General features: G+C 62.2%; 21 protein-coding genes. 11 read left to right on the top strand and 10 right to left on the bottom strand.

Annotation, left to right across the window (positions count from 1 at the left end):
* The first annotated feature begins 7 nt into the window (after window positions 1-7).
* The 3 genes from B9C43_RS54080 to B9C43_RS59415 all read left to right on the top strand — a co-directional run bounded on the left by B9C43_RS54080 (window position 8) and on the right by B9C43_RS59415 (window position 3,525).
* Window positions 8-850 carry an enoyl-CoA hydratase/isomerase family protein gene (locus B9C43_RS54080; RefSeq protein ID WP_084434950.1) on the top strand — a complete coding sequence of 281 codons (843 nt, stop codon included), beginning with the start codon at window positions 8-10 and terminating at the stop codon, window positions 848-850.
* 1,835 nt (window positions 851-2,685) lie between these two features.
* A complete protein-coding gene (locus tag B9C43_RS54090; protein ID WP_084434952.1) occupies window positions 2,686-3,126 on the top strand; it encodes a hypothetical protein in 441 nt (146 codons plus the stop codon).
* 93 nt (window positions 3,127-3,219) lie between these two features.
* A complete protein-coding gene (locus B9C43_RS59415) occupies window positions 3,220-3,525 on the top strand; it encodes a hypothetical protein (protein ID WP_084434953.1) in 306 nt (101 codons plus the stop codon).
* Window positions 3,526-4,410: 885 nt separating this feature from the next.
* Here B9C43_RS59415 and B9C43_RS54100 read toward each other — a convergent pair.
* The 6 genes from B9C43_RS54100 to B9C43_RS54125 form a co-directional block, all read right to left on the bottom strand.
* Window positions 4,411-4,992, bottom strand: coding sequence for a suppressor of fused domain protein (locus tag B9C43_RS54100; RefSeq protein ID WP_084434954.1), 582 nt, complete (start codon window positions 4,990-4,992; stop codon window positions 4,411-4,413).
* A 181-nt stretch (window positions 4,993-5,173) separates the two neighbouring features.
* Window positions 5,174-6,124 (bottom strand): helix-turn-helix domain-containing protein, encoded by a 951-nt coding sequence (locus B9C43_RS54105; RefSeq protein ID WP_084434955.1) that lies wholly within the window; start codon window positions 6,122-6,124, stop codon window positions 5,174-5,176.
* Between the two features lie 89 nt (window positions 6,125-6,213).
* Window positions 6,214-6,534, bottom strand: coding sequence for a hypothetical protein (locus B9C43_RS54110; RefSeq protein ID WP_084434956.1), 321 nt, complete (start codon window positions 6,532-6,534; stop codon window positions 6,214-6,216).
* A gap of 14 nt (window positions 6,535-6,548) precedes the next feature.
* Window positions 6,549-7,364: a helix-turn-helix domain-containing protein gene (locus tag B9C43_RS54115; protein WP_160097427.1), complete on the bottom strand. Its 816-nt coding sequence runs from the start codon at window positions 7,362-7,364 to the stop codon at window positions 6,549-6,551.
* Window positions 7,365-7,432: 68 nt separating this feature from the next.
* Window positions 7,433-7,714: a hypothetical protein gene (locus tag B9C43_RS54120; protein ID WP_084434958.1), complete on the bottom strand. Its 282-nt coding sequence runs from the start codon at window positions 7,712-7,714 to the stop codon at window positions 7,433-7,435.
* A gap of 4 nt (window positions 7,715-7,718) precedes the next feature.
* On the bottom strand, window positions 7,719-8,228 hold the full coding sequence (locus B9C43_RS54125) for a hypothetical protein (RefSeq protein WP_143447271.1): 510 nt from the start codon (window positions 8,226-8,228) through the stop codon (window positions 7,719-7,721).
* Window positions 8,229-8,245: 17 nt separating this feature from the next.
* Between B9C43_RS54125 and B9C43_RS54130 the strand changes: the two genes are divergently transcribed.
* From B9C43_RS54130 to B9C43_RS54140, 3 genes are all read left to right on the top strand, one after another.
* Window positions 8,246-8,434, top strand: a complete 189-nt coding sequence (locus tag B9C43_RS54130) for a hypothetical protein (protein ID WP_143447272.1) — start codon at window positions 8,246-8,248, stop codon at window positions 8,432-8,434.
* Window positions 8,435-9,049: 615 nt separating this feature from the next.
* Entirely contained in the window at window positions 9,050-10,243 is a 1,194-nt protein-coding gene (locus tag B9C43_RS54135) for a helix-turn-helix domain-containing protein (RefSeq protein WP_084434961.1), read from the top strand.
* Window positions 10,231-10,722, top strand: a complete 492-nt coding sequence (locus B9C43_RS54140; RefSeq protein WP_084434962.1) for an NUDIX domain-containing protein — start codon at window positions 10,231-10,233, stop codon at window positions 10,720-10,722. Before B9C43_RS54135 ends, B9C43_RS54140 begins: the two co-directional genes overlap by 13 nt.
* A gap of 4 nt (window positions 10,723-10,726) precedes the next feature.
* Here the strand turns inward: B9C43_RS54140 and cyaB are convergent, their stop codons facing one another.
* The 3 genes from cyaB to B9C43_RS54155 are packed head-to-tail and all read right to left on the bottom strand — an operon-like array spanning window position 10,727 to window position 14,390.
* Window positions 10,727-11,281 carry a class IV adenylate cyclase gene (cyaB, locus tag B9C43_RS54145; protein ID WP_084434963.1) on the bottom strand — a complete coding sequence of 185 codons (555 nt, stop codon included), beginning with the start codon at window positions 11,279-11,281 and terminating at the stop codon, window positions 10,727-10,729.
* Window positions 11,262-12,335 carry an aldo/keto reductase gene (locus B9C43_RS54150; RefSeq protein ID WP_084434964.1) on the bottom strand — a complete coding sequence of 358 codons (1,074 nt, stop codon included), beginning with the start codon at window positions 12,333-12,335 and terminating at the stop codon, window positions 11,262-11,264. Before B9C43_RS54150 ends, cyaB begins: the two co-directional genes overlap by 20 nt.
* A 9-nt stretch (window positions 12,336-12,344) precedes the next feature.
* On the bottom strand, window positions 12,345-14,390 hold the full coding sequence (locus tag B9C43_RS54155) for a B12-binding domain-containing radical SAM protein (protein WP_235039405.1): 2,046 nt from the start codon (window positions 14,388-14,390) through the stop codon (window positions 12,345-12,347).
* 337 nt (window positions 14,391-14,727) lie between these two features.
* On the opposite strand from B9C43_RS54155, the gene B9C43_RS56435 reads away from it, so the two are divergent.
* The 4 genes from B9C43_RS56435 to B9C43_RS54175 all read left to right on the top strand — a co-directional run bounded on the left by B9C43_RS56435 (window position 14,728) and on the right by B9C43_RS54175 (window position 17,477).
* A complete protein-coding gene (locus tag B9C43_RS56435; protein WP_033386130.1) occupies window positions 14,728-14,997 on the top strand; it encodes a hypothetical protein in 270 nt (89 codons plus the stop codon).
* A gap of 99 nt (window positions 14,998-15,096) precedes the next feature.
* Window positions 15,097-16,371 (top strand): helix-turn-helix domain-containing protein, encoded by a 1,275-nt coding sequence (locus B9C43_RS54165; protein WP_084434966.1) that lies wholly within the window; start codon window positions 15,097-15,099, stop codon window positions 16,369-16,371.
* A 15-nt stretch (window positions 16,372-16,386) separates the two neighbouring features.
* The gene (locus B9C43_RS54170; protein ID WP_033386126.1) at window positions 16,387-16,746 is read left to right on the top strand and encodes a hypothetical protein; all 360 of its coding nucleotides are present in this window, start codon (window positions 16,387-16,389) and stop codon (window positions 16,744-16,746) included.
* Between the two features lie 353 nt (window positions 16,747-17,099).
* A complete protein-coding gene (locus B9C43_RS54175; RefSeq protein ID WP_268811649.1) occupies window positions 17,100-17,477 on the top strand; it encodes a winged helix-turn-helix transcriptional regulator in 378 nt (125 codons plus the stop codon).
* On the opposite strand, the gene B9C43_RS54180 is transcribed toward B9C43_RS54175, so the two are convergent.
* Window positions 17,474-20,125 (bottom strand): MFS transporter, encoded by a 2,652-nt coding sequence (locus B9C43_RS54180; RefSeq protein ID WP_143447274.1) that lies wholly within the window; start codon window positions 20,123-20,125, stop codon window positions 17,474-17,476. The genes B9C43_RS54175 and B9C43_RS54180 overlap by 4 nt on opposite strands.
* Window positions 20,126-20,608: 483 nt before the next feature.
* Here B9C43_RS54180 and B9C43_RS54185 point away from each other — a divergent pair, with 483 nt between their 5' ends.
* Window positions 20,609-21,835, top strand: a complete 1,227-nt coding sequence (locus B9C43_RS54185; RefSeq protein WP_160097429.1) for an AfsR/SARP family transcriptional regulator — start codon at window positions 20,609-20,611, stop codon at window positions 21,833-21,835.
* Window positions 21,836-22,244: the final 409 nt, after the last annotated feature.

Below are 22,244 nucleotides of genomic sequence, written 5' to 3' on the forward strand. Positions count from 1 at the left end.
ATCGGCCATGCCCATCGACGACCTGCGTCCCACCATCGACTGGAGCAAGTACCAGACGCTCACCCTCGAACGCCGCGACAACGGGATCCTGCTCATCACGATCGCCGAGCCCGACGGATATCCAGCCCCCACCCTCACCCGCCGCCACACCGAAATCAGTTACATCTGGCGCGATTTCGCCGACGACCCCGAGCTGCGCGTCGCGGTCATCACCGGCAGCGGCGAGCGGTTCTGGACGGTCGAAGGCACCGACGGCATCGACGAGATGCTCGCCAACCCTGGCAACTATGACAACACCGTAAGTCTCATTCGCGAGGGCTTGATCAACGCGTACGGCATCGTCAACTGCGACAAGCCGATCGTCTCCGCCATCAACGGCGCGGCCATGGGATCAGGGCTCGCGACCGCCCTGCTCGCGGACATCAGCGTCGCCTCAACCAACGCGCGCCTGATCGACGGGCATCTCCTCCAGGGCATCGCCGCAGGAGATCACTCGGTGATGATCTGGCCCCTGCTGTGCGGCCTGGCCAAGGCCAAGCTCTACCTGCTCGCCTCCGAGGACCTCACCGGCGAGGTGGCCGAGCGCATCGGCCTGGTCAGCCTCGCCGTCCCACCCACCGACGTACTCGACACCGCGCTCGACATCGCACAACGCATGGCCACCGGCCCACAACACGCGTTGCGCTGGACCAAACGCTCGCTCAACCACTGGCTGCGCACCGCGACCCCCGCCTTCGAAGCCTCGATCGCCTTCGAGGCCATGAGCTTCTTCGGGCCGGACCTCGTCGAGGCGCTCACCGCCCAAGCCGAGCACCGCCCACCGAATTTCGCCGAACCGCTGCCCTGGTAGCGACTGCGCGGCGGCTAGTCCGAAAGGTGACCGCCTGCGGACGGTTTCCAGGGCGCTGCCCACCACCCAGACCCTCGACGGCCTGCGGCTGGCGCTGCTGCGCGACGCCGGCGTCGGCGAACTGCTGCCGCTACAGGGCAATCTCGCTCTGTGAACGGCCGTGGTGCTGCCGATGCATCAAACATCCGCTTCTGCCGCTGATCGAGCGTTGTCCAAAGTGACAATCCGAGTCTCCAGAAGGCCTATGCTGGACTCGCCATTCCCAGATCTGCTCCTGCAGCGGTGTGGGCGGCCACACTGTGATGTTGAGGGGAAGATGGCGTGCGGGGCGTGGCTCGGACTCGTGCGTGGTGAGGAGAGGAAACGGCATGTGCCCGCGCTGCTGGGAGATCTGCGAGGTGACGGGTTGGAACCAGCAGGGACGGGACTCCACAGTGGCCGGTACGTTTGTCGACTTCGGTTGTCCAGGTCTTGTTCTGTCGGCCGGATGGCGACGCTGGCCAGGTTGTGTGCAGTGCTGGGCGGTCTAATGCAAGTCGAGCGGGCCTGGTGACCGGGACTGTGCCGTTGGGGAAGAGGTTGCAGGCGAGGTACTCCTGGGAGCATCATAATTGGTGCTAGGTGCGCGCCACTCTCTACAGAGGACTGACATGTGCTCAACCGGTTTTCACACTGGTGCAACAGGAGCAAAACAGGAGCACGGGCGCGCGTCCAGCTGCGCTGTACTGCACTGGGTTGCATCATACTGATTTGATTGCAGTAGCTTTGACGTGCACGTATTGTAAAGTCCCAGGTCAGTGGCACTGTCCAAATCCGACTGGCAGTGTGGGGGTCATGGTTAGTATCTCTCAGCTTCCCAGTGAAGTGCTTTCTCGAACTCGCTAGCCCGTGCAGTTCAGGGTTGCGGGCGATCGGTTTCCGTGGCCGAGGGCTGGGCACGCCGTCAGATCAACGCCCAGCCCGTCCCGCCACATCGGGTAAGGAGCCGAACTCGCCCGTGAGACATCATCCTCAGCCGCGTTCAGGTCCCTACGGCATCGAAGCGCTGCACTTCCCTTGTCGTATCGGTTGACAGATCGTTCGTGGCTTGCGTATGAAACTCGGCTCGAATGAGCTTCACAAGCCGACGCGCCTGAGTGGTGCCTATGCGGAATTGGACTCGCACTGTGTCGGCGGGAATCGGCTTCTGGTGAACCGCGCGATGTGCTGTGTCCTCGCGTCGTGCTTGTGCCAGAAGTGCTGCTGGGGAACGCTTCTGCATTGTCGGTCGAACGCTTCCCCGGACGGTGGCCGCGTCACGGACACTATGACGGCCTGAGTCCGGTGGCTCTGCCCGTGGGCATTCGGCACCTCGCTGCCGACGTAGTGCTTAGCGGTCGATGCTGTGCTTGCGCTGATCGCCTGTAGGAATCCAGGGCCCACCTCGGCCCACCCGATCAGGAGGAGCGGCCCGACAGCATCGAACGCCGCCTTTCCGTATTCACCCGCCATAAGTGGATCCGCGCAAAGGCCGATGACCAGCGGCTGCTATCAGATCACTCGAACGGGTCGTTGAGTGAGCACCTTCACCTGATAACGAGTCTGGATCGGAGGTGCGCCGTGCGACGGGTGCGATCGGTGGTGTGGCTTGTGATGGGGACAGCGGCTGTGGCGGGCAGCGTTGTGCTGGAGGTGGAGAGTTTGGCTGATTGGTGCGGCCGACCGACCTGACTGGGGTGGCGGTGTGCACTGGTGCTGTGAGTCAGGAGTGCCTGGCCCGTGGACCGGCCACGGTGGAACGTGAGACCCGCTCTCGGTTTCGTTGGTTGTCCGGGGAGCGGAAGTGGTCTCTCGACGTGAGCGCGATCGCGCCGCAGGCGCGAGGCAATGACACAACCCGGGTGACTGTGCCTGAGCAACACGGGCAGGACCAGATTCGGGACGGCATGCAGCTCACTGCGGTGTTCTACGGCGGTAACCCGGTCCTGCTCGAACTTTCCAGCGGTACCGTGCTGGAGACCGACCAGCATCCCCGTCGCTCCACCCTCACCTCGGGCTACCTCGCCATCGGCCTGCTTGGAATGGGCGTCTTCGCTGTCCAGGTCGGGTGGCGCAACGGACGCTGGAGATCATCAGTGCCGACCTCGACCGGGCCAGTCCAGACAAGCCAGCCGGATCATTCCTTCAGGCGGAGATTCTCCAAGAACAACCGGCGCCTCGGCGCCTTGCACATGGGTCCGTTGTCACAGGCCCTGAGTGGACGCGTCGGAACCGCCACGCCTGTGCACGGAGGCTAAAGCAATGTGCGCTCACCGGTAACGACAACACCTACAATGTGTGCGATTCTTCCTTCCGCGAACACGGTGGATTCACATCTTCAGGGAGGAAGTATGACCGCCAAATGGCGCAGGTCGATAGTCGCGATAATGTCCACAGCAGCGGCAACCGTGGCGTTGGCGTCCGCCGCGGCAGCGGCACCAGACATCCATCAGGCTCCCCCGCCGTGTGGGAAGTACGCCGAGCGAGGGTATGCCTACTGGCGGAGCTGCAGCCCGCCGTACACCGACGTCAAAGGGTATGACAATTTGAATGGCTGGCGCTGCTGGCTTATCGCGGGCTTCGAGATTCGAGAGCTGGGTATCATCGACCGGGAGTTCGGCCTCGACTACGACAGCATCCACGCTGCCCCTTGCTGAGAAAGGCGGCGCCCCTTTTTGGGCGCCGCCTCGGCACGTTATTCCGTTCTGCCTTATTCTGCAGGCGCTTTCTGCACCGCACTCGCCCTCGTGTGTGAAACACCGGACCGTTATCGCGGGACAGCGAGCGGATAGTGGACTGGCCTCGACTGGCAGATCTGCACCAAGATCATCTACAACAAGTTCGTCAGCGTTGTCAGACGTGGAAAGCGACGGCCGATCCAACAGCGCTTGAGCTTCCGCGGGCCAAGCCACACGATGACAAATGTCTTGCTGTGGTCCGATGCCCATAAGGCTACGAAAAATCCACAAGCGACACTCAGGCTGGCTGTCAGACCTTGACCGTTCAGGCTCGGACGTCGGTGGGGAGTAGCTGCCGGGATGGAGTTGTCAATGATGACGACCCGGGCAAGCCAGGGTTCGTGCTCGCTGGGGTACCAGCACTTGGTTCCTGCCTGCGCTTAAGGTTTAGATGTTGGTCGGCCAGTGAAGTCCGGGCGACCTGTGTAGGGCTGGCCGTCGAGTTCGGCGGACAGTATTTCGCGGCCGTCGGTCGTTAGTGACCACGCGTGATCCGGCCGACCGGTCTGTACGCATAGATCGCATGTGGCGCGCAGGACGTAATCGGCTTCGTAGATGCGGCACGTGTCGGTGGTGAGCGCGTGTTTGCCGCTAGGGCAGTGGGCCGGTATGACGACATGGGTGCCGAGCGCGGTTGAGCGATAGTGGGCAGGACCGTGTGCCACGCTTGTGGTGGTGTTGTTAGTCGCGGATGTCGTCATGACCGAGCATCGTAACGGGAATCGTACGTATGTTCGAGGCTGGTCGGTGTGTCGTGACACCTCTGCAGGCTGCTCGGCGTGTCCTTCGCCCTGGTTCGGATCGTTACAGAGTGGACGGTCGGGTGACGTCGAGCAGGTCTGGGCGTGTGTTGGTCCAGAGTTCGTAGAGTGCGTCGGTGTCGCGAGCGGCGAACTCGATCTCGGACCTGGTGATGGGGACCAGCGTGACGATCTGTAGTTCGACGTTGTGGTTGGTCAGCGGCGAGCTGGAATCGTGCGCGACGTAGTTGAATCTCTCGTCGAAGTACGGGTGAGTGGAGGCGAGCAGGCCTTCTTTGTGGGTTGTGTCGAAAAGCTCGCAGTCGTTGTCGAGGATCTGGTCGTACTCGAGGCCGGTACGGCTCTGCAGGATGAGCTCGCATATCGCGCCCATGATCGCGCGTGTGTACCCAGCTTGCGACCTCCGGAGCGTGCACACGACTTCTTCGCCGAAGGGGACGTCTTTTTCGATGTGGCGCAGGCCGTTGCTGGCGATCGTGATCATGTCGAGGGTGGGATGCGCGAATAGTTCCAGGCTGTAGGTGCCGTCTGATCTGTTGTGTGGCGTGGATTCGGTTCCGCGGTGCTCGCCGGCGAGGGCTTGGAGATGGTCGAGCAGCGTCGAGGACTCGATCGGCTGGCGCATGGGGTCATGGTCTCGTCGTGAAAGGCGAGTCGAGAATCTCAACCCTTGTTGTGGTGGGTTCGCAAGCGAGATTGTCAGCCGCTGTGTCGCTGTCGAGGAGGTCGAGTCCGGCTATTCGCGCCAGTGGCGCAGTAGCTTGCCATTGAACGGAAGGGAAGGGTGAGGATGGGCCTGAGGCATGTCAGGTTTTCTCGTTGGTGTCGTTGGCTTTGAGGCTGGACGTTGGTGGTTGGTGTGCTCCGAGGTCGGCGAGTGTGCGCTTGATTAGATCGATTGAGTCCGGCTCGCTGAGCGCTCCGTTTCGTAGATGGTTGAAGACGTGGTGAGCGTGCGAGACCGTCGCGGGATCGTCTGTGTCCAGCGGCATCATTGGATGTCCGGTGTGCAGCACGTCGGGATCGGTTGCCTCGGGCAACACGTTCAGCGTGAAGGCTCCTGCGAGTGCGCACGGGCCCTGGTCCTCTGTGGACAGTACGTTCAGTGTGATGTTCGGAAGGTGTGCGGTGTTGATGAGGCGCTGCAGCTGGTTGCGCATTGTGTGAGCTCCGCCCACGTTGCGGCGCAATGCCGTTTCATCGATGACTGCGATCAATCGCAGTGGGTGTTCTGTAGTGGTGAGGCGTTGTTGGCGGATCCGGCGGGTGGTCATCTCGTTGACAGGTGAGGGATGATTCCAGTGCTTGAGCAGGGCCAGCGTGTAGTCCTCGGTTTGCAGTAGCTCAGGGATCACGAGGGGCGAGAAGTCGTGTGTCTCCGTGGCCTCGGACTCGACATCCAGGTTGTACCGGTTCTGCGGGCTGTAGGCGTGGTACCAGGGTCGTGCGAGGGCTGCGCGGACTTCGTCGATGAGGGCGGGATCCGGGCAGTCGTAGATGTCCATCATCGAACGGATCAGATGGGTGCTGGGTTTGGTTTCGCCAGTTTCGATGCGGTGCAGTTTGCTTCGTGTTGTGTCCAGCAGGGCTGCTGCGTCGTTCACTGTGAGATTGGTTGTTTGCCGCATGCGGCGGAGTTTGGCTCCAAGCCTGCTGCGCAGGAACGGTGGGCGGCGGGGCCAGAGGCCATGTCCCAGATGGCAATGCTCATGGTGCTTGCGAATTCTCTGTAGTCGAACAAGTTCAAGGATGGGCATCACACCATCGCCCGGGTATGACTTCGGCTGGCCGGTGGCGAGGCGCGCAGCCTCGCCACCGGTCGGAAGCCTTGGCGAGACGTGTTGAATCAGTCGTCTGCTTCTTCGTCGACCCACACCAGGTATGGGGTGACGTTCGGGGGTTTGGGGGCGAATTTCACGGCGTTGTCCGCAGTTGCCATGGAGTATTGGTGCTTGCCGTCGACGGTGGTCATGTACGCCGCGTCATCAAGGGCGATTCCCCACGCATGAACCTTGGCGTCAATCTGGTCGCCGTATTCCAGTACGACGGCGAACCGGCGTGGGGCGTGTTCGGTGATCATCGCGTGGACGTCCTTGGTGAAGTCGGACTCGCCAGCTGGATCACTCTGGGTCGTGGCTGTGGTGGACGAATTGTTGTGGTCGGACATGGTAATTCTCCTTGTCAGAGATAGGTGTTGCGTAGGGCGTGGAGTTGTTGAAGGGAGTCGCCTGGGGTTTTGGAGTGCCGGGTGATGTCCTCCAACGTGCTTCTGATCTTGTGGATATGTTCCGATGCTTGGCTTTCTTGCAGGCCGAGCAATGTTTCGCTGAAGGCGCTGTCCGGTTCGTGGGGGTCGTCGAAGGTCAGCAGGACAAGTCCGCCGTGCAAGCCGAGGTGTATGCGGTCTTGTGGGACGACGCGGATGGTGACGGTGGGCAATTCGGCCATCTGAATCAGTTTGTCTAGCTGTTCGCGGTCGATTGCTTGGTAGAGCACGGGTTCGTGGATCAGCGCGCGCAGCGTGAGGGACGGTTGCGTTGTAAGGCGTTCCTGCTGGCGCATCCGGACTTCCACGAGCTTCTTGGCCATTGACGTGCTGTGGTCGGTCAGGGTGTGGCGTGCGTATTGCTCGGTCTGCAGGAGTGTCGGAATGAGCCCCAGTTGGAACTCGATCTTGGTGTCGGCTTCGTCTTCCATCCGGATGTAGCGGGTATCGGCGATGCCCAGGCGCCGCCACCAGGCTTTCGTTTTCGCCTTCTCCCACATCTCGATGTACGGGCCGTAGTCGCAGCTCAGGACCCCGTAGATGTCCAGCAGCATCACGAGTTCGTGGTACGTGGGCAACTGACGGCGTTCGATGCGGCTGAGTTTCTTGAACCCGATGCGGACGCGTTCGCCGGCTTCTTCCTGGGTCATGCGGTTTTTCTCGCGAAGTTCCCTCAGGAGCCGTAGGAGCTGTCGGCCGAAGTAATTGGGTTCAGGCGCTACCGCTGGCATCGACGTTCCCCGACTAGTGGAGGCACCGCAGGGGCTTGTTGGTGATGGCATCGGATCGTGTTTCTTGTTCATGGTGGACGTGGGGACAGTTGGACAGTGCTGGCCTCAATGCTGAAGTCGTGCACGAGGAACGGGTCGTTAGTGGTCGGGAAGAACCATTCGACCGCGAGCAGGCAGCATTCGGGACACAGCCGCTGCGAGGTCACGGGTCGTTGTTCCCAGATCAGTTCGACCGGCAGGCCGCATAGGGCGGACCACGGGTAGTGCGCAGACACAACGTGGACCCGGGCGGCGTAGAACACGCTGGTGTCGGGATTGGTTCCCCACAGGACATTCGCGTCCGTGGCCATGTGATCACCCTGCGGCCTCGTTTACGGCCACGATCGGTCGAGCACTGGAGCTATCCACGCTGCTGGTGATCTTCTGCTGCAGAGGCCAGGATTTCCCCAACCAAATACCGGTTACGTGATCGCGCTGACCGAAGAAGTCCATCAACGTCTCGCCGGGCGCTGACAGATTGACGCGCAGGGCGAAGGCGGGAGTGAGCGCGGCCGGGTCGTAGCGCCAGCTGTACAGCTCAGCGGGCAGCGAGGCGGCCGGGCACGAGGATGCCGTGTTGTGGTGGAAGCTCAGCAGCGCGGTGAACACGTCCAAGCTGCTGTCCACGGCGTACGCGAACAGTCCGCGTCGAGTCCAATGTGCCCATTCGGAAAATGCCGATACTTCGGCATGCGGCTGGCAGCGCAGGTTTGCGTCCCAGTCGAGCCGGGATACGTCATGCGCCGCCGCGGCGCGGTTGATGGCTTCGGCAATCCGGTCGGGCCACGCACTCAGCGGTAGAAGCATGATGTTTCCCTTGTTCACAGTGGACAGTGATGGTTGTGCCGATTCGCATGGCCGCTGCGGAACCGGCGCCGCGCACGCCGGCCATGCGGATCGGCGGGCAGGTGCTGCGACTGAAAGCGGTCTACGACGGATCTGGCCATCCGGAGCCTCACTCAGCCGCGAGCAACCCACCCGGCTATGCGGCGAACGAGCCGCCGCATCTGGCCGTCACAAGGCGCGGATGACGACCAGGCGCGGATACAACTGGGCAAACACGACTTTGGGCGGAAACTACTGATGGGGCAAGGTATTCCGCGGAACGAGCCGGTCTGGCCAAGATGTCCGCAACCGTGGCCTGGATGTTCCTGCTCGCAGCACTGCGACGCTTGTGCTTGGTGCAGACTGCCGACATGAGGACCACGCCGATCGCTAGCGTAACGCCAGTTTCCAGACTGCGGACGTAACCACGGTGTGTGAGATCCAAGCAGAAGGTTCATGATGGTTCCAATGGCAAGCGGTCCGGAATCTGGAATCCGGGCTTCTGGTGAAAAGTTCTTGTTGTCAGATAAACAGAGCCGTCGTGGCCCGCCAATAGCGTGACCGTCGCTGCGTTGTAGCGAGGTTGTTGCGTGCAACGGCAGCGACCTGCGAAGACTCGATCGGGTCAGGATTTGGGGCTATCGGGTGATAGTCGCTGTTGCAGGCAGTAATCAACGTCGTTGGATTGGAGTCTCCGATGGAATCGCAGCTGCAAAGTCGTGGACGGAACCTCGTTGGATGCGCGATTATGGACAGCACTAGGCTGCATCCGCGTGACCGTGCGCGAATATTGACGAAGCTCGACGGAAACGGGGCCCATTATGGCGATCCAACGCAAGGGGCTAGCGCAACGTCGAGCGGCGGCAGGATTTACTCAGGAGTCCTTGGCGGAACACCTTAACGTTGACCGGACTACCGTTGCGCGTTGGGAAATCGGTGAGCTGACACCGCTGCCTTTGAAACAACCTGCGTTGGCCAAGGCTCTGGCCGTGACTCTGGACAGACTCGTCGAGTTGCTCCACGACGGTGCGGACACTGGCGATGCCAGCTGCTCTGGTGTGCCGGTTCGTGCCCGAGTGACGATGTCCGGAGCCGGGAGCGTTGCCGAGATCCGCGCAACCGCCCAGGCATTCCAAACCGCCGACCGCCAGCTCGGCGGTGGCATTCTCTATGAGTCGGTAGCTCAATACCTCAGCCAGGAAATCGGCCCACGTTTGCTCGATCCCGCCGGCGGACCGGACGCCGCCGACCTCTTCAGCGCGGCGGCGTCGCTGACGGAGATTGCTGGCTGGATGTCGCACGACAGCGGGCAGGATGATCGAGCACGCCAACACTTCAACCGTGCCTACCGACTGGCGAAGGCCGCAGACGACGCCACACTCAGCGGCAACGCGTGTGCGTCCATGGCGCATTTGGCCGTCGAGCTTGACCAAGCTGACGACGCTTTGCGGATCGCATCCGTCGGACTTGGCTGCACACCAGCTACAGAAGGAACCAAGCAGCTGATTGCGCGCCTACATGCGATGCGAGCTCGAGCCTTTGCGATACAGGTGAACCGCACAAGCTGCATCAACGCACTCAAGCTGGCGGAACGCGTACTGCAGGACGCCTCTGACGAGAGGACGGCTGACTGGATCGCGGTGTTCGACGAAGCTTCGCTGGCCAGCGAGGCATCGCTATGCTTCATGCAGCTCGCCGAATACTCGGAAGCCGAGCTTCGAGCCAAGGAAGTGATCCGGCTGAGGTCTGGCGATCGGGTGCGGAGCCGCGCGTTCGGTCAACTGACACTCGCCAACGTCCTGTTGCGGGCTGGCCGAGTGGAGGAAGCCGCCATGCTCGGCCAGGAGGTCTGCATGCTTACTCGTTCGTTGAGTTCAGCGCGAGTGACTCGTCGCATCCACGACCTCGCGGGCGCGCTCCAGGCGGTGTCCAGCGGACCCGAGGTCACTGAGTTCGTGGCTCTCGTCCAACCCATCGCAGTTGAGGAAAGGCGCACCACCGCGTGGCCGGTCTGAACGATGATCCTGACCGTTACGCCTATCTGGCGGAAGGAAACGCAAAACAAGCACGAAAACGCATCGCAGCGAAGGTTGTGATCCGCGACGGCCTCGGGCGGGTTTTGCTGGTCAATCCGACTTACAAGGATTACTGGGACTTGCCAGGTGGCATGGTTGAATCCAACGAGTCGCCCAGTAAGGGAGCCGAGCGGGAGATCCTCGAAGAGGTTGGCATCGTCGTGACGATCGGGCGGGTGCTCCTGACGGTGTGGATTGGTCCGCACGGCCCGTGGGATGACCAGATTTTGTTCGTATTCGACGGTGCAGCGCTGACCCCACAGCAACTCGCTGATCTCCGAGTGGTCGACCCGGAGATCAGCGAGTTCGGCTTTTTCCAGCCTGACGAAGCCGCTCGACAGCTTCGACCCGATATGGCTGAACGACTTGGTCAAGCCCTCGACGCATTGTCTGAAGGAACGACCACGAATTTCGTGTGAAGGCTCAGTGCTCGCGTCCGAGCAGGATGTGTGGGTAACCGCGGCGGATCTGCTCGCCGAGTTCGACGTTCAAGCTGCTGATGAACTCGTCGAGCTGGGCGGTGGCGTCATCGATCGTTTCGGCGTCGCCTTTGAACTCGAACTCGACGAAGTCTCCAGCGTTCAGGACGTGGTCGAAGACTACTTCGACGTTCGGTAGCTGCCATTCCTCGCGGGTCTTATCGACCGTGACGAGTGGCTGGAAGTCCAGCATCTGCAGCAGCCGGCGGATGGCTTCCACATCGTCCACCTTGGACTCGAACTCGTCAGCGTGCGTCTTGATGATCTCGTCCACCGGGAACCAACGCTTGTAGTTGATCGAGCTGCCGCGTTCTTCCGTCCGGATTCGTAGCCATTCAGAGATCGCTTCCGGGGCAAGGAAGTCGCGGTGCGGTGCGTTGTAATACGCGTCGACTTGCCGCGTCGGTTCGCTTGGCTTCGCGCCGAGGTCGCGCAGCTTGGTCTTGAGTGCCTCAGCGTCGGGAACCATGTACTTCTTCTCAACCTCGATGTACTGCACGATCGAACCTTTCCGCGGCGCTCGTGTTCGGGTGGAGCAGGGCTCGGATCTCTATCATCTCGTCTTCGGTCAGCGGGTCGCCCAGCGACCCGACCAACGTTTGGATCTGTTCGGCGTTGCGGAACCCGACGAGGACGGCAGCGTGAGGTGCGTGCTGGATGACGTAGCGCAGCGCGATGCGGACGATGTCCTGGAGCCGTGTGCCGAACCGGTCACGGAGCGGCGCAAGTCGTTCGTCGAGGCGTCGGAGTTCGGTGGGTAGGAACGATGGGTCCGCCGTCCGATGATCGCCAGTGCTGAATGTGCGGTATGCCGTCGAACGTTGGCGCAGTAGGCGGCCTTGCCCGAGCGCCTGTTTGATGAGGACGCCGATGTGGTGTCGTTGAGCGAAGCTGAAGATGTCGGTTTCGTCGCTGGAGTACAGCGGGCTGAGCAAGTTGTACCGCACGGTGACGACGTCCGGCCGGATGCGGTGGAACAGATGTAGCCACCGACGAGTATCGCTCGCCCGCCCTCCGGACTTGGCCGCCCATTCTTCGGCGAACGCGTGGGGCGCTCGCATGCCGATCGCGCGGATCATTTTCTGTTGGCGGAACTCTCGCAACTGTTCGATCGTGCGATCGAGGTAACGGTCGTCGGCGCCGAAGTCTGTGCTGTGAAGTATGTAGATGTCGAGGTGGTCGGTGTTGAGGTTGTCCAGTGTGGTCGCCAGTTGATGCCGGACCTGGTGTGGTTCGTAGGCGTGGCGGCTTGTGCCTGTGAAGTAGCCGACCTTGCTGGACACCACGACATCGTCTCGCCGGACATGATTGAGCAGTCGCCCAATGAGCCGTTCGGACCGGCCGAGGCCATAGACGTCCGCGGTGTCGTACAAGGTGATCCCGAGCTCGCATGCACGCATCAGGCCGCGATAGGCCTCGTCGTCAGTGACGTCATCCCAGCCGATCGGTACGCCGCAGTTGGTTGCGGGGCCACCAATCGTCCAGCAACCTGCGCCGATGGTCGAGACTGTGGCGTGAAGTCCAGGAAGGACGCGGTGGGTCAAGGTATTCATGCGTTCTCCTCACGTCCCGCACGGATCGGCGGCATTGATCAATCGCCACCCGGTTGTCGATGACCAGCGGTGGTGTTCTCGCCGGACAAGGTTGCGATGTTCGTCTGACAGGCTCGACGCCGCTGCGGTGATGGCGGTGTCTAGGTCGACGGACAGACCGGCGATCAGAGTATCTGCGATAGCGCGGCAGGCTTCGTCGAGCTCATCGTGATCGGTATCGTGGATTTCAGTTCGGCGGAGCGCGTCAAGCATTTCGCCGAACAACCGGTATGCGGCGGATTTGAGTATTCTTCGGACCGTTCGCACGGCCTGGTATGGGCCATCGCTCAGGATCTTCTCGATGGACTTGAGCGCGTAGTCCAGGGCGAAGTTCCGATCGATCCAGAGTTGCCCGTGCCGGGCCAGAACGCCGATGCGCCAGTCCGCGTATCGTGCCTCGACGCGCCCCATCAGGGGGTTGATCTCACCGGTGAGTCCAGCGGCCTTGGCCTTGTGGGTGTAGGCGGCGCCGACGAGGCATTCCATGCCAACGAGCATGTAGCTGACAGCGGAGTAGAACGGCTCGCCGAGGCTGTGCTCAGCGACGAACTGATCGTCGTGGATCCCATCGACGACTTCCTCCACGGCCAGTCCGGGCAGTGGTCTCAGCAAGAGATCGGTGCGACCTTGGAAGGCGAAGGTCTCGTGCAATTCCGTCTCGTTCATCAAGTGGTCGAACGTGATATAGGTGAACCGCGGTGGAACGCCGAGCGCGGTCAGGGTGCGGATGGCGAGGGCGTTCTGTTGCCCGGTGGTTTCCTTGTTGAATCTCTTGAGGACGCTGTCCACTCCGGACTCGATCCCGAACAGGCAGCGACGCAGGCCACGCGCGACGAGCGCCCGCCACATCAGTCCGCGCTCGACGTGCCAGTCTCGATCGCGGTCGAGCCGGACAACTTGATCGACTCGACAGCTCGTCTCCCACCAGAACCCCTTAGAGGCAAGGGTGTCGGCGACACGCAGTGCTCTGCTGACGGCCTCCGGTCCGTGACCGATGAACTCCTCGTCAACCAGGTACATGGTCTTGCTAGTGCTCGGATGGCGGCCCATGATTGCGCTCATGTCGCCGAGGAGGGCGGGCAACCCATCGGGATGGGCTGCCGCCCATTGTCCTTTGTGACTTCGTGGGCAGAAGCTGCAATAGTTCGTGCAACCTCGTGTGGTTTCCAGCTGAGCGACTCCGTTGTGCTGCAGCGTGGCATCGAGCAGGTCCAACTCCGGCCAGATATCTATCTGCCGGCGATTGGCCACAGTGGCCGTCCGGCGAACCCTTCCATTGTCGGTCAGGAAGGCCACTCCGCGGACATTCTCGATGGGGATGTCGCCGTGCCAATGTTCAAGCAGGTCAGCGATGGTCGACTCGCCCGCGCCCCGACTGATGATCAGGGTGGGATAGCGGTCGAGCAGGACCTGTTCGTTGCGGGCGGTCAACGAACCACCAGCAACTATCCATGGGGGCGTGGTCATGGTGTCCACCTCGTCCAGTAGTCGGGTGGCGAGGTCGTGCTGCCCAAACGTGATGGACACGCCCAGGATGTCTACGTCGCCTGCGTGCAGGCGCTCGATGATGTCGTCGAGCGTCGCACCCAGCTGCATGTCCATCAGCTTCACGGTGCCCACCAGGGTCCGGCGGGCTGCGCGGGCCAGGTCCGAGATCGCCAGCGGAAAGCGGGGCAGCGGGAAGTACTCAGGGTGGTATAGGGAGACCAGCAGAAGTCGTGGATTCATCAGCCTGTCCAGGCCGTCGTCTGTGATTGTGGCCGAAGCCCACCAGTCGCACGAGGAGCGCAGGATGATGCGGCCTCGCGTCCACTTCGGCCATTCAAAGGACGCCAATGGTCGTCCGGACAGGTCTACAACGACCCAGGGGGCGCTGAGACTCGACTCGATAAAGACCAAACGACGGTCTTGAGTGCCGGTGACAACGACCTTGTGTTCGTCGTCGAGTTCGGCAGCGACCACGTCGCGTATTTCGTTCGGCGACCACAGCGGCACCGAGTCAAAGCTCGCGCGCATCACGCGGTGTGGTGCTGCGGTCCGTACAGCGTGCGCGAGTCGATCGTGCGGTGATCGGTAGTCAGGTTGCATGGACAGCTCCACGGAGTACATGAGGGCGTGCTGGAGCGCAACATCGCTCGATGTGTGAACCGGGAGGCGGGGAACGCGCGTGGGCGGGCGGTGGCGCGTTCCCCGCGCTCTATGGCGCCGAGATCGGCGATGGACCGATGAGACGAGTTCCGCTCTGCCTGGAGGCGGGCCAGATGAGTAGGTGTCGGTGCGCGATCACCCATACAGGACACGGGAATCCCCGTTTTCGCCACCATCGTGTGCGGCAACTCGAACACTGACCTTGGTGATCGGGCTGGTGCAAGCGCAGAATGTCGCGAATCACGGACGTGAGATTCCTGGTCTCGGTTTCCGCAAGCGCAGCACGCACGGCGATGTCGTCTTCGACAGCGAGTCTGTCCAGAAAGTCCAAGCGGTCGATGACGCCGTCCTGCAACACATTGGTCAGAACCTCGTCCATGGTTACCCCCGATCGAGCGCTGGCTTTCGCGGGCGGCTTCGATACTGTGTGGTGTGCGGTGTCGCTTTTCGTACACAACCGGAGGCGCTGCCGTGAAACCACCGCAGGAATGCCACGGTTTCGCCACATCGATGCCACATCGATAGGCGTGGCCAGCGGATTCCTGAGCGGACGGATGTGGTGGGGAGGCTCGAGATGGCGCCCAAACGTGAGGGATTGGCCCAGCGCCGCAAAGCTCGGGGTCTGACACAGGAAGCGTTGGCTGACAAACTAGGCGTCGGCCGTTATACGGTGCAGAGGTGGGAAGCTGGACTGACCGAACCGCAGCCGTGGCTTCGGCCGCGGTTGGCCAAGGAGCTGGATGTCTCCTGCGAGCGGCTCGACTACCTGCTCTCCGGCGGAGAGACTGATGACGTTGACCTCGCACCCGTCCGCGTGTGCGGCCACGATCAGCCGGAGAGCGACGAGATGAGACGCCGCGAACTGCTTCGCTTGTTCAGCACGGTCGGCACCCTCGCGGCCCTGCCAGCCATCGACCCCGACCGGACGGCCTACGCCGCTGAGCACCCCAGCCACCTCGACCTGGCAACCCTGGACGAGTACGCGCAACTGAACGGCCAGCTCTGGCAGACGTTCCTGCTCGCTCCGTCGAAGGGCGACGCGATGCCGCTGGTTCGCCACCAGCTAGACATCCTGTGCACTGGGCTGAAACACCAGCAGGACGACATCGTTCGGCAGCGCCTGCTCGCACTCACCGCCGACCTGCTCCAACTCGCTGGCGAGATTTACTTCGATGCGAACGCCTACACCGACGCCGCGCATAGCTACACCCTCGCGGCCGACGCGAGCAAAACTGCCCAGGACTACGACCTCTGGGCCTGCGCGATGGTCCGGCATTCGTTCGTCGCCCTCTATGACCGGCAGTTTGCCGACGCGGCACCTATGCTCGATCTCGCGGCCGCAGTTGCCGAACGTGGCGACCGCAGCCTCTCCACCCGGCATTGGGTCTCGGTCGTCCACGCACATGCCTTCGCCGGCCTCGGCGACCACGCCGCCTGCGAACGCGCACTCGACCAGGCTGAACAAGTCCGGCAGCTCGACGGGACCGTTCACAACGGCGGCTGGCTGCGCTTCGACGGCGCCCGCCTCGCCGAGGAACGTGGCGCCTGCTACGTCACGCTCGGCCGCCACGACCTCGCCGAAACCGTCCTCAACGACGCCCTCACGCACCGGCTGACCACTCGCCGCCGGGCCACCGTGCTCACTGACCTCGCGATGATCGGTGTTCACCGCCGTGATCCCGACAAAGTCGCGACATACGCTCAGACCGCTTTGAACCTGGCTCGCAGGACCCGCTCGGGCGTGATCGCCCGCAAACTCCAAGCGTTGCAGCCCAAACTGGCGCCACTGCTGGCTGACAAGCAGGTGCATAAGATCCACACCGAGATCGCCGAGCTGGCCACCGTCTGACCCCAAGGAGAGCCATTGCAGGTCGAAAAAGGACGCGTCTTCCGCGAGGCTTGGATCGCAGGCGTCACGAAGTACTACCCCGGCCAGCCCAAGGCCAGCTACATCACCCCGTGGGACGACACCCCCGACTGGGAACGCGCTAGCGCCGCCGCCGTCTACGAGCAAGTCCGCGCCTTCATCGAAGCCAGCGACGGCAACACCAGCAAGCTCACTCGCGAACAAAAGGGCCGCTTCGTCGCCACCTGCTGGATCGCCCAGATCTACAAGCACATCCCCGATCCCAAACCGGGCTACGTGGCGGACTGGGCCGACATGCCTGAATGGCAGCGTCAAACCGACTCCGACATCTTCGAACGCATCGAGCAAGAGCTTTAAACCATCGCTTACTCCCGCACGCGGAATTCACAAGGCAGTGTTTACTCAGAGGGTTCGCTGATTCTATTGCTGCGATGAACGGCCATGCCAGCGTGGCCCTGCGAGTGAGCTTGGTGGTGGCCGACCGAGGTCGGCCACCGAGTGCTTCCTTCTGCTTTCCTGTCGCGCCGACCGGTTACAAGACCTGGTCTACACCCAGGTCAGCCAGTGAGTGCAAGGTGACTTGGCCGGTGAGGGTGTACTCAGTCGGTGCGGAATCACCCGGTTGGTGGGCCGTATTGAGAATCCGGTAGCCGACTCCTGTCGCTTGGGAATCGGTATCGTGGTAATAGTTTGGTGTGGGCGCTCGTGAGATGCCGTACGGGCAAGGGATTTATCACGCAATCGTCTTTGTCAGAGGGCGATGGACCATTGCTGCGATGGCCGCACTGGCGACAGGAGAGCGGCAATTCAACGAGCTGCGCGCGGCGATCAATGAATCAGGGGAGTGGGCAGGCAAGCAGTTGACTCCCCGGGTGTTGACGGACACGCTGCAGCGGGCCCAGAAGGACGGTTTGATCGATCGGCACCGGGAAACCCCGTCGGGACGACGCGAGGACACCGGTCAGTTCGCCGCGGTGGTGTACCGCTTGACACCGATGGGTCGATCGTTGTTGCAGTCGTTGCGGCCACTGGCTGATTGGGCACAGCGACACCACGACAAGCTGCCGGGCGTGGACGCGGGTGCTTAGACCATTTCGACGGTTCGGACTCGGTCGCGACCGGAGTTCTTTGCCGCGAACAGGCAGTTGTCGGCTGTCATGAGTACGTCGTCGAGGGTCGTGCCGGCGGTGGGGTAGGCCGCAGCCCCGATCGACACGCTGAGTCCGCGGAGCGGCTCGGTGCATCCGCTCGGTGTGACCTCGAGGTCGCGGATTCCTTGGCAGATGCGTTCGGCGACGATGAGCAACTGGTTGCTGGTGGTCTCGGGGAGCAGGACGACGAACTCTTCTCCGCCGAACCGGCCGCATAGGTCGTAGCTGCGGGTGTTCTGTTTCAGTGCATCGGCGACGGCTTGCAGTGCTTCGTCGCCGGCAAGGTGGCCGTATTCGTTGTTGACCTGCCGGAAATGGTCGATGTCGATCATGAGGACGCCGAACACGGTGCTGTTGCGTTGGGAACGCTCGAGTTCCTTCTCGGCCAGAGCACGCCACGAGGTCATGTTGAGCAGGCCGGTCTTGCTGTCGGTCGTGGCCGCGTGTTCGTACTGGCGGATCAAGACGCTGCGGTGCAGCGCGTAGAGCGGCAGGAACACCAGGAACGTGAACCACGGGCTGATCAGAAGGAGCAGGGCTGTCAGCCCGCCCATGCACAGCGTGGCCAGTTCGAGCACGTTCTCGTTGAGGCGGCCGAGCAATTGCTGGATGGACCGGTCTGTACGGAGCAGCGCGATGACGGCCGCGAGGATTGCCGAGTTGACAACGAAGTAGACCGCGATGATCGCGCCGAGCCACAACGCGTTGATCGCGGTGAAGGCCATGGTGTTGAACGGCTGGAGAGGCGACAGTTGGGCGAACCAGAACGAGATGTAGCAGCTGAGCAGGACGTTCGCGATGTTGAACAGGACGCGGAACGTGTGCATCCCTGCCATCTTCCGCCAGATCCGCAGCCACAGGTGCGCGTACAGCACGATGACCACGGCCGCAGTAAGCGCTGGCGGGAGCAGCAACACCGCAGAGAAGGTCCATACCGAGCTGAGGTTCACGTGCGGGGTGTCGGAGAAATGCCTGCGCATACGTTCGACGCGGAGGGACATCTCCGCGGCGAGCAGGCCGAGGCCGACCAGGATCGTCGAAGCCAGGACGTCATCGCGGCTGGGATCGAGGGCGACGCCGACGAAAATCGTCGCAGCCACGGCGACGAGATCGATTCCGATGATGAGGATCGCGGCAGGGCGCGGCCGGGTCCATAGCCTCCAATGGGTGAATTGGGTGACCTGCAGTAACGACCTCCTGGTAGAGGGGTACTCACCAACAGGATTCGCACGCATACTGGCTGAGCTTCCTTTGCCAGGTGGTGCTCCCGTGCCAGCGTCCTCACCGGTGGCAGCCGGGGTGCCGTGACCGCGCCGACCCCAGGAGGACGCTATGCGAAACAAGGAGCTCTGACGTTCCTCATTGTTTTCAGGTGGCCGCTGCTCGCCTGCGTGCGCTGTGCGCAGGCGAGGGCGGTAGTAGACAGTGATGGCGAGAACCAGCACCGCGCCGAGCGCTCCCGCGATAGCGACTGAAGCAAACACGCTGACCTGTTCGGCGAGAACACCACCGCCAAGTATCGCGATGCCTTGCGACGCGTAGAGGCAGGTGTTGAGGCGTCCGAGGACGGTGCCGCGGCGATGGTTCGGCACGTTGGCGACGACATACGGCTGCATGCGCACGAGGTACAAGGTGGACAGTGCGCCGGAGACCGCCCACAACAGGGCGGAAACCACTAGCCCGGGCCGGGCAATACACGCCACCAGGGGAAGTCCACTTGCGAATGCGGGAATCAGCAACGAGTTCAACGTGGGCGAAACTGCTCGCCTGGCCGCGATCCACGCGCCCAGGACGCTCCCCAGTGGATCGGCCGCCATCAAGATGCCCACAGCGAACGCCGCTGAACCAAGCGCACCGGCGTACGGAGCAGCCAGTCCTTCCGGTACAACGAACAGACCTGTGAGGCCAACGATCAGGTAGACCGGCACCAGGGAGGAGCGCTTCGCGGGTTCTGGTTGGTCGGCTCCTGCCTTGTCGACGCGTCCAGCACGAGCACTCGCGCGAGCGCGGACGCATGTGCCAACGAGCACCGCACTGACGATGAAGGTGGTCGCGTTGACGAGCAGCACAAGCTGAGGCGTCAACGCAGCTACGGCAATGCCGCCGAGAGCGAAACCGGCGATCTGGGCTGTTTGGATGCCGACCTGTCGTAGGGCCACACCGGCCTGGTAGGCACGCTCGCCAAGTACGTCAGGAAGCAGTGAAAGCTGAGCAGCCTTGAACGGCGCGGACGCCAGCGTGAGAACGCCGATCAGAATCCAGAGGACGGGCAGTGGTAGATCGGGGAGCGCCATCGCGCCCGCGAGCGCGGCGCGCGTCAGGTCTGTCAGGACGATGACTCGGCGCCGCGGAAACCGGTCGGCCAAGCCGGACAACAGAAGTCCGCCGAGCAGGGCTGGTACGAAAGTCAACGCGTACGTCAGTCCGGTGAGCAATGCGGAGGAAGTCTGCGCGAACACCAGCAGGGACAACGCCACTCGCGCCAGCTGGTCACCCAGAACCGACAGCAGCTCAGCAGACCACAACGCCCGGAACTCGTCCAGGCGCCACAGCTGTCCAAATTTCACCTGCCCCGGATCTGTCATCGCCTTGACCTCCCCTGCGCGCACAACCAGCCTGACCAGGGATGACGTACCTCCAGGCTGACCACGGTAAGCCGGAAAACGACAGAATCGGCCGGTAATTCGGCAATTCACCACATCGTAGTAGCATGATTACGCTAGGTCACGACGTGCCGTGGATGCTTGAGTTGTTTGACGGCCAATTGGTCTGCTCGCTGCGTTGGATCTGCCAGTAGGCACGCGGCCACGGCGCCGTCCTCAAGGGACAGTGGTCGGCGTGTCGGGCATTCTTCACTCAGCGTTACTCCAGAGCGCCCCTGCACCGTCGCGACGGCTGTCCTCCGATCGAGTGATCGTGGTCCGACTGAGGACGAGCTCACCGGCCTGACGTCCTTGTGCTTACTGGCATGTCCCCGAGTAGATCTTCGATGTGCAATACCCGAGGTTGCAGTCGATCGCTGCTACAAGGATGGGCATCTCATGGGAATCCGAAGGTGGGCCAGGTGGATGGGGCAGCACGAGGGCGGCTTCGGGCTTGGGTCGGCCAGGGCGATCGCCAGTGTGTTGGATTCGGCTGGAGGTAACGGGATCAGTCTGGTGGGTCCGGGAGCGGTTTCCGCGGTCCGTGCTCTGCTCGTGCACGTACTGTCCGAGTCCGGATCCGGACTTGACCGCGTAGTCGTTCCCCAGCTCGACTTGGACCTGTTGCTCGGCCGCCCGTTCAGTAGGTCCACGTCTGCGGCAATGGTCGTTGCGCCGACGTTCGCTTCAGCATTGGCCTATGTGGATTCGGTTCCGGGTGACGTGCTGCTGGTGTGTTCGCCGGACAGCACCCTTGATGACAGCGTTCGCCGACTCCAGCGTGCCGGTGGTGCAACACAGGCCGTCGTTCTCGGTGGCGCCGTTGGTCGTGTGATCGACGTGCGAGCTGATGGGCGGATTGAGCGGCAAGACGGTCGACGACTGTTCATCTCTCCGCAAGAGGTCCTCAGTGGACTAAGAGGTGCGTGCAACCCGGGGAGCTCGCGGGTTTCGCGGCCAAGGCCCGTCGCGCTTCGAGTTCTGGGGCGACCTCGGCTTGAGCTCTGGGCTAACGGAGTTCGTCGGGATGTCACTGACCTGCTGACCTCGAAACAGCAAGAGCTCCTTGTCTTCCTGGCGGTTGCACCTGATGGTGGTGGTACACGCCGGGAGTCGCTGAACTCCGCCGTCTGGCCGGGCAGCCCGCCGACGCGTCCATACAACTCCCTGCACAATGCGCTCTCCTTGCTGCGCCGGTCCATCTTGGACGCTTCCGGCGGCACGATCCGGGACCTTGTCGTTCGATCTGGCCCTTTCTATCGGATTAACCGCGACATCGTGGATGTCGATTACTGGCACTTTCGTGGTCCAGAATCGGGTCGGCTGCCGCTCTTTCGCGGGGACCTCGGCGAAGGTATCGACTCCCTATGGATCGATCTGCCGCGTGAAGCTGTGCGTCGTCAAGCGTTGGATTCTGCAACGGCACTGCTGGAAAGAGACTCCCATACTTCTGTGGCAATAGATACTCTGGAGCGACTTCGCTCTTTTGATCCGTACAACGAAGGAATCTACCGTGAGATTGCTCGTGCACAACTCAAGATCGGTCGTGTGGACGCTGCGAGGCGCACGTACTCATTGTTGGTGAGAATGCTGCTGGAAATCGATCAGGAGCCCGACTCGCCAGCATGGGCGCGTTGGGACTTGACCGGCTAGCGGCAGGGCCGAACCCGGCTGCCCTCATGTCCGCCTGCGCCTCGTCCGATCCGTCGTCTTCCGTGTCGTCCTTCTAGAGGGGATGAGGTGCGGCACTCCATGTCGGCTGGTGGAGCCTCGGTTCGAGGCCGGGAACTGTACGCGACTTCCGTGCCTCATGCACGGTACTCAAATTGTCTGTGGCTGGCGGAGGGTCTCGGTCGGGTCGGTGGCTGGTTCTGTGGTGACGGAATGCCGATACGTCAAGGTTTATGTCGAGTGCAGTGACTCGCTATAGGTACTTGTCTATTTAGGTGTTCGATTTGGAATGTAGAGAGCCTTTATTTAGGTATCTTGATTTCCTTTGTGTTGAACGTCTTTCCAATCTTGTTGTGTCAATCCGGCTGCATCTCTGGGTGTAACCGTATGT

This window comes from Kibdelosporangium aridum (assembly GCF_900176515.1).
Taxonomy (GTDB): Bacteria; Actinomycetota; Actinomycetes; order Mycobacteriales; family Pseudonocardiaceae; genus Kibdelosporangium; species Kibdelosporangium aridum.

Coding starts and splice junctions, on each gene's coding strand:
- B9C43_RS54080 (WP_084434950.1), top strand. CDS start 8: ATGCCCATCGACGACCTGCGTCCCACCATCGACTGGAGCAAGTACCAG.
- B9C43_RS59415 (WP_084434953.1), top strand. CDS start 3,220: ATGACCGCCAAATGGCGCAGGTCGATAGTCGCGATAATGTCCACAGCA.
- B9C43_RS54100 (WP_084434954.1), bottom strand. CDS start 4,992: ATGCGCCAGCCGATCGAGTCCTCGACGCTGCTCGACCATCTCCAAGCC.
- B9C43_RS54105 (WP_084434955.1), bottom strand. CDS start 6,124: ATGCCCATCCTTGAACTTGTTCGACTACAGAGAATTCGCAAGCACCAT.
- B9C43_RS54110 (WP_084434956.1), bottom strand. CDS start 6,534: ATGTCCGACCACAACAATTCGTCCACCACAGCCACGACCCAGAGTGAT.
- B9C43_RS54115 (WP_160097427.1), bottom strand. CDS start 7,364: ATGCCAGCGGTAGCGCCTGAACCCAATTACTTCGGCCGACAGCTCCTA.
- B9C43_RS54120 (WP_084434958.1), bottom strand. CDS start 7,714: ATGGCCACGGACGCGAATGTCCTGTGGGGAACCAATCCCGACACCAGC.
- B9C43_RS54135 (WP_084434961.1), top strand. CDS start 9,050: ATGGCGATCCAACGCAAGGGGCTAGCGCAACGTCGAGCGGCGGCAGGA.
- B9C43_RS54150 (WP_084434964.1), bottom strand. CDS start 12,335: ATGAATACCTTGACCCACCGCGTCCTTCCTGGACTTCACGCCACAGTC.
- B9C43_RS54155 (WP_235039405.1), bottom strand. CDS start 14,390: ATGCGCGCGAGCTTTGACTCGGTGCCGCTGTGGTCGCCGAACGAAATA.
- B9C43_RS54165 (WP_084434966.1), top strand. CDS start 15,097: ATGGCGCCCAAACGTGAGGGATTGGCCCAGCGCCGCAAAGCTCGGGGT.
- B9C43_RS54175 (WP_268811649.1), top strand. CDS start 17,100: ATGCCGTACGGGCAAGGGATTTATCACGCAATCGTCTTTGTCAGAGGG.
- B9C43_RS54180 (WP_143447274.1), bottom strand. CDS start 20,125: ATGACAGATCCGGGGCAGGTGAAATTTGGACAGCTGTGGCGCCTGGAC.
- B9C43_RS54185 (WP_160097429.1), top strand. CDS start 20,609: ATGGGGCAGCACGAGGGCGGCTTCGGGCTTGGGTCGGCCAGGGCGATC.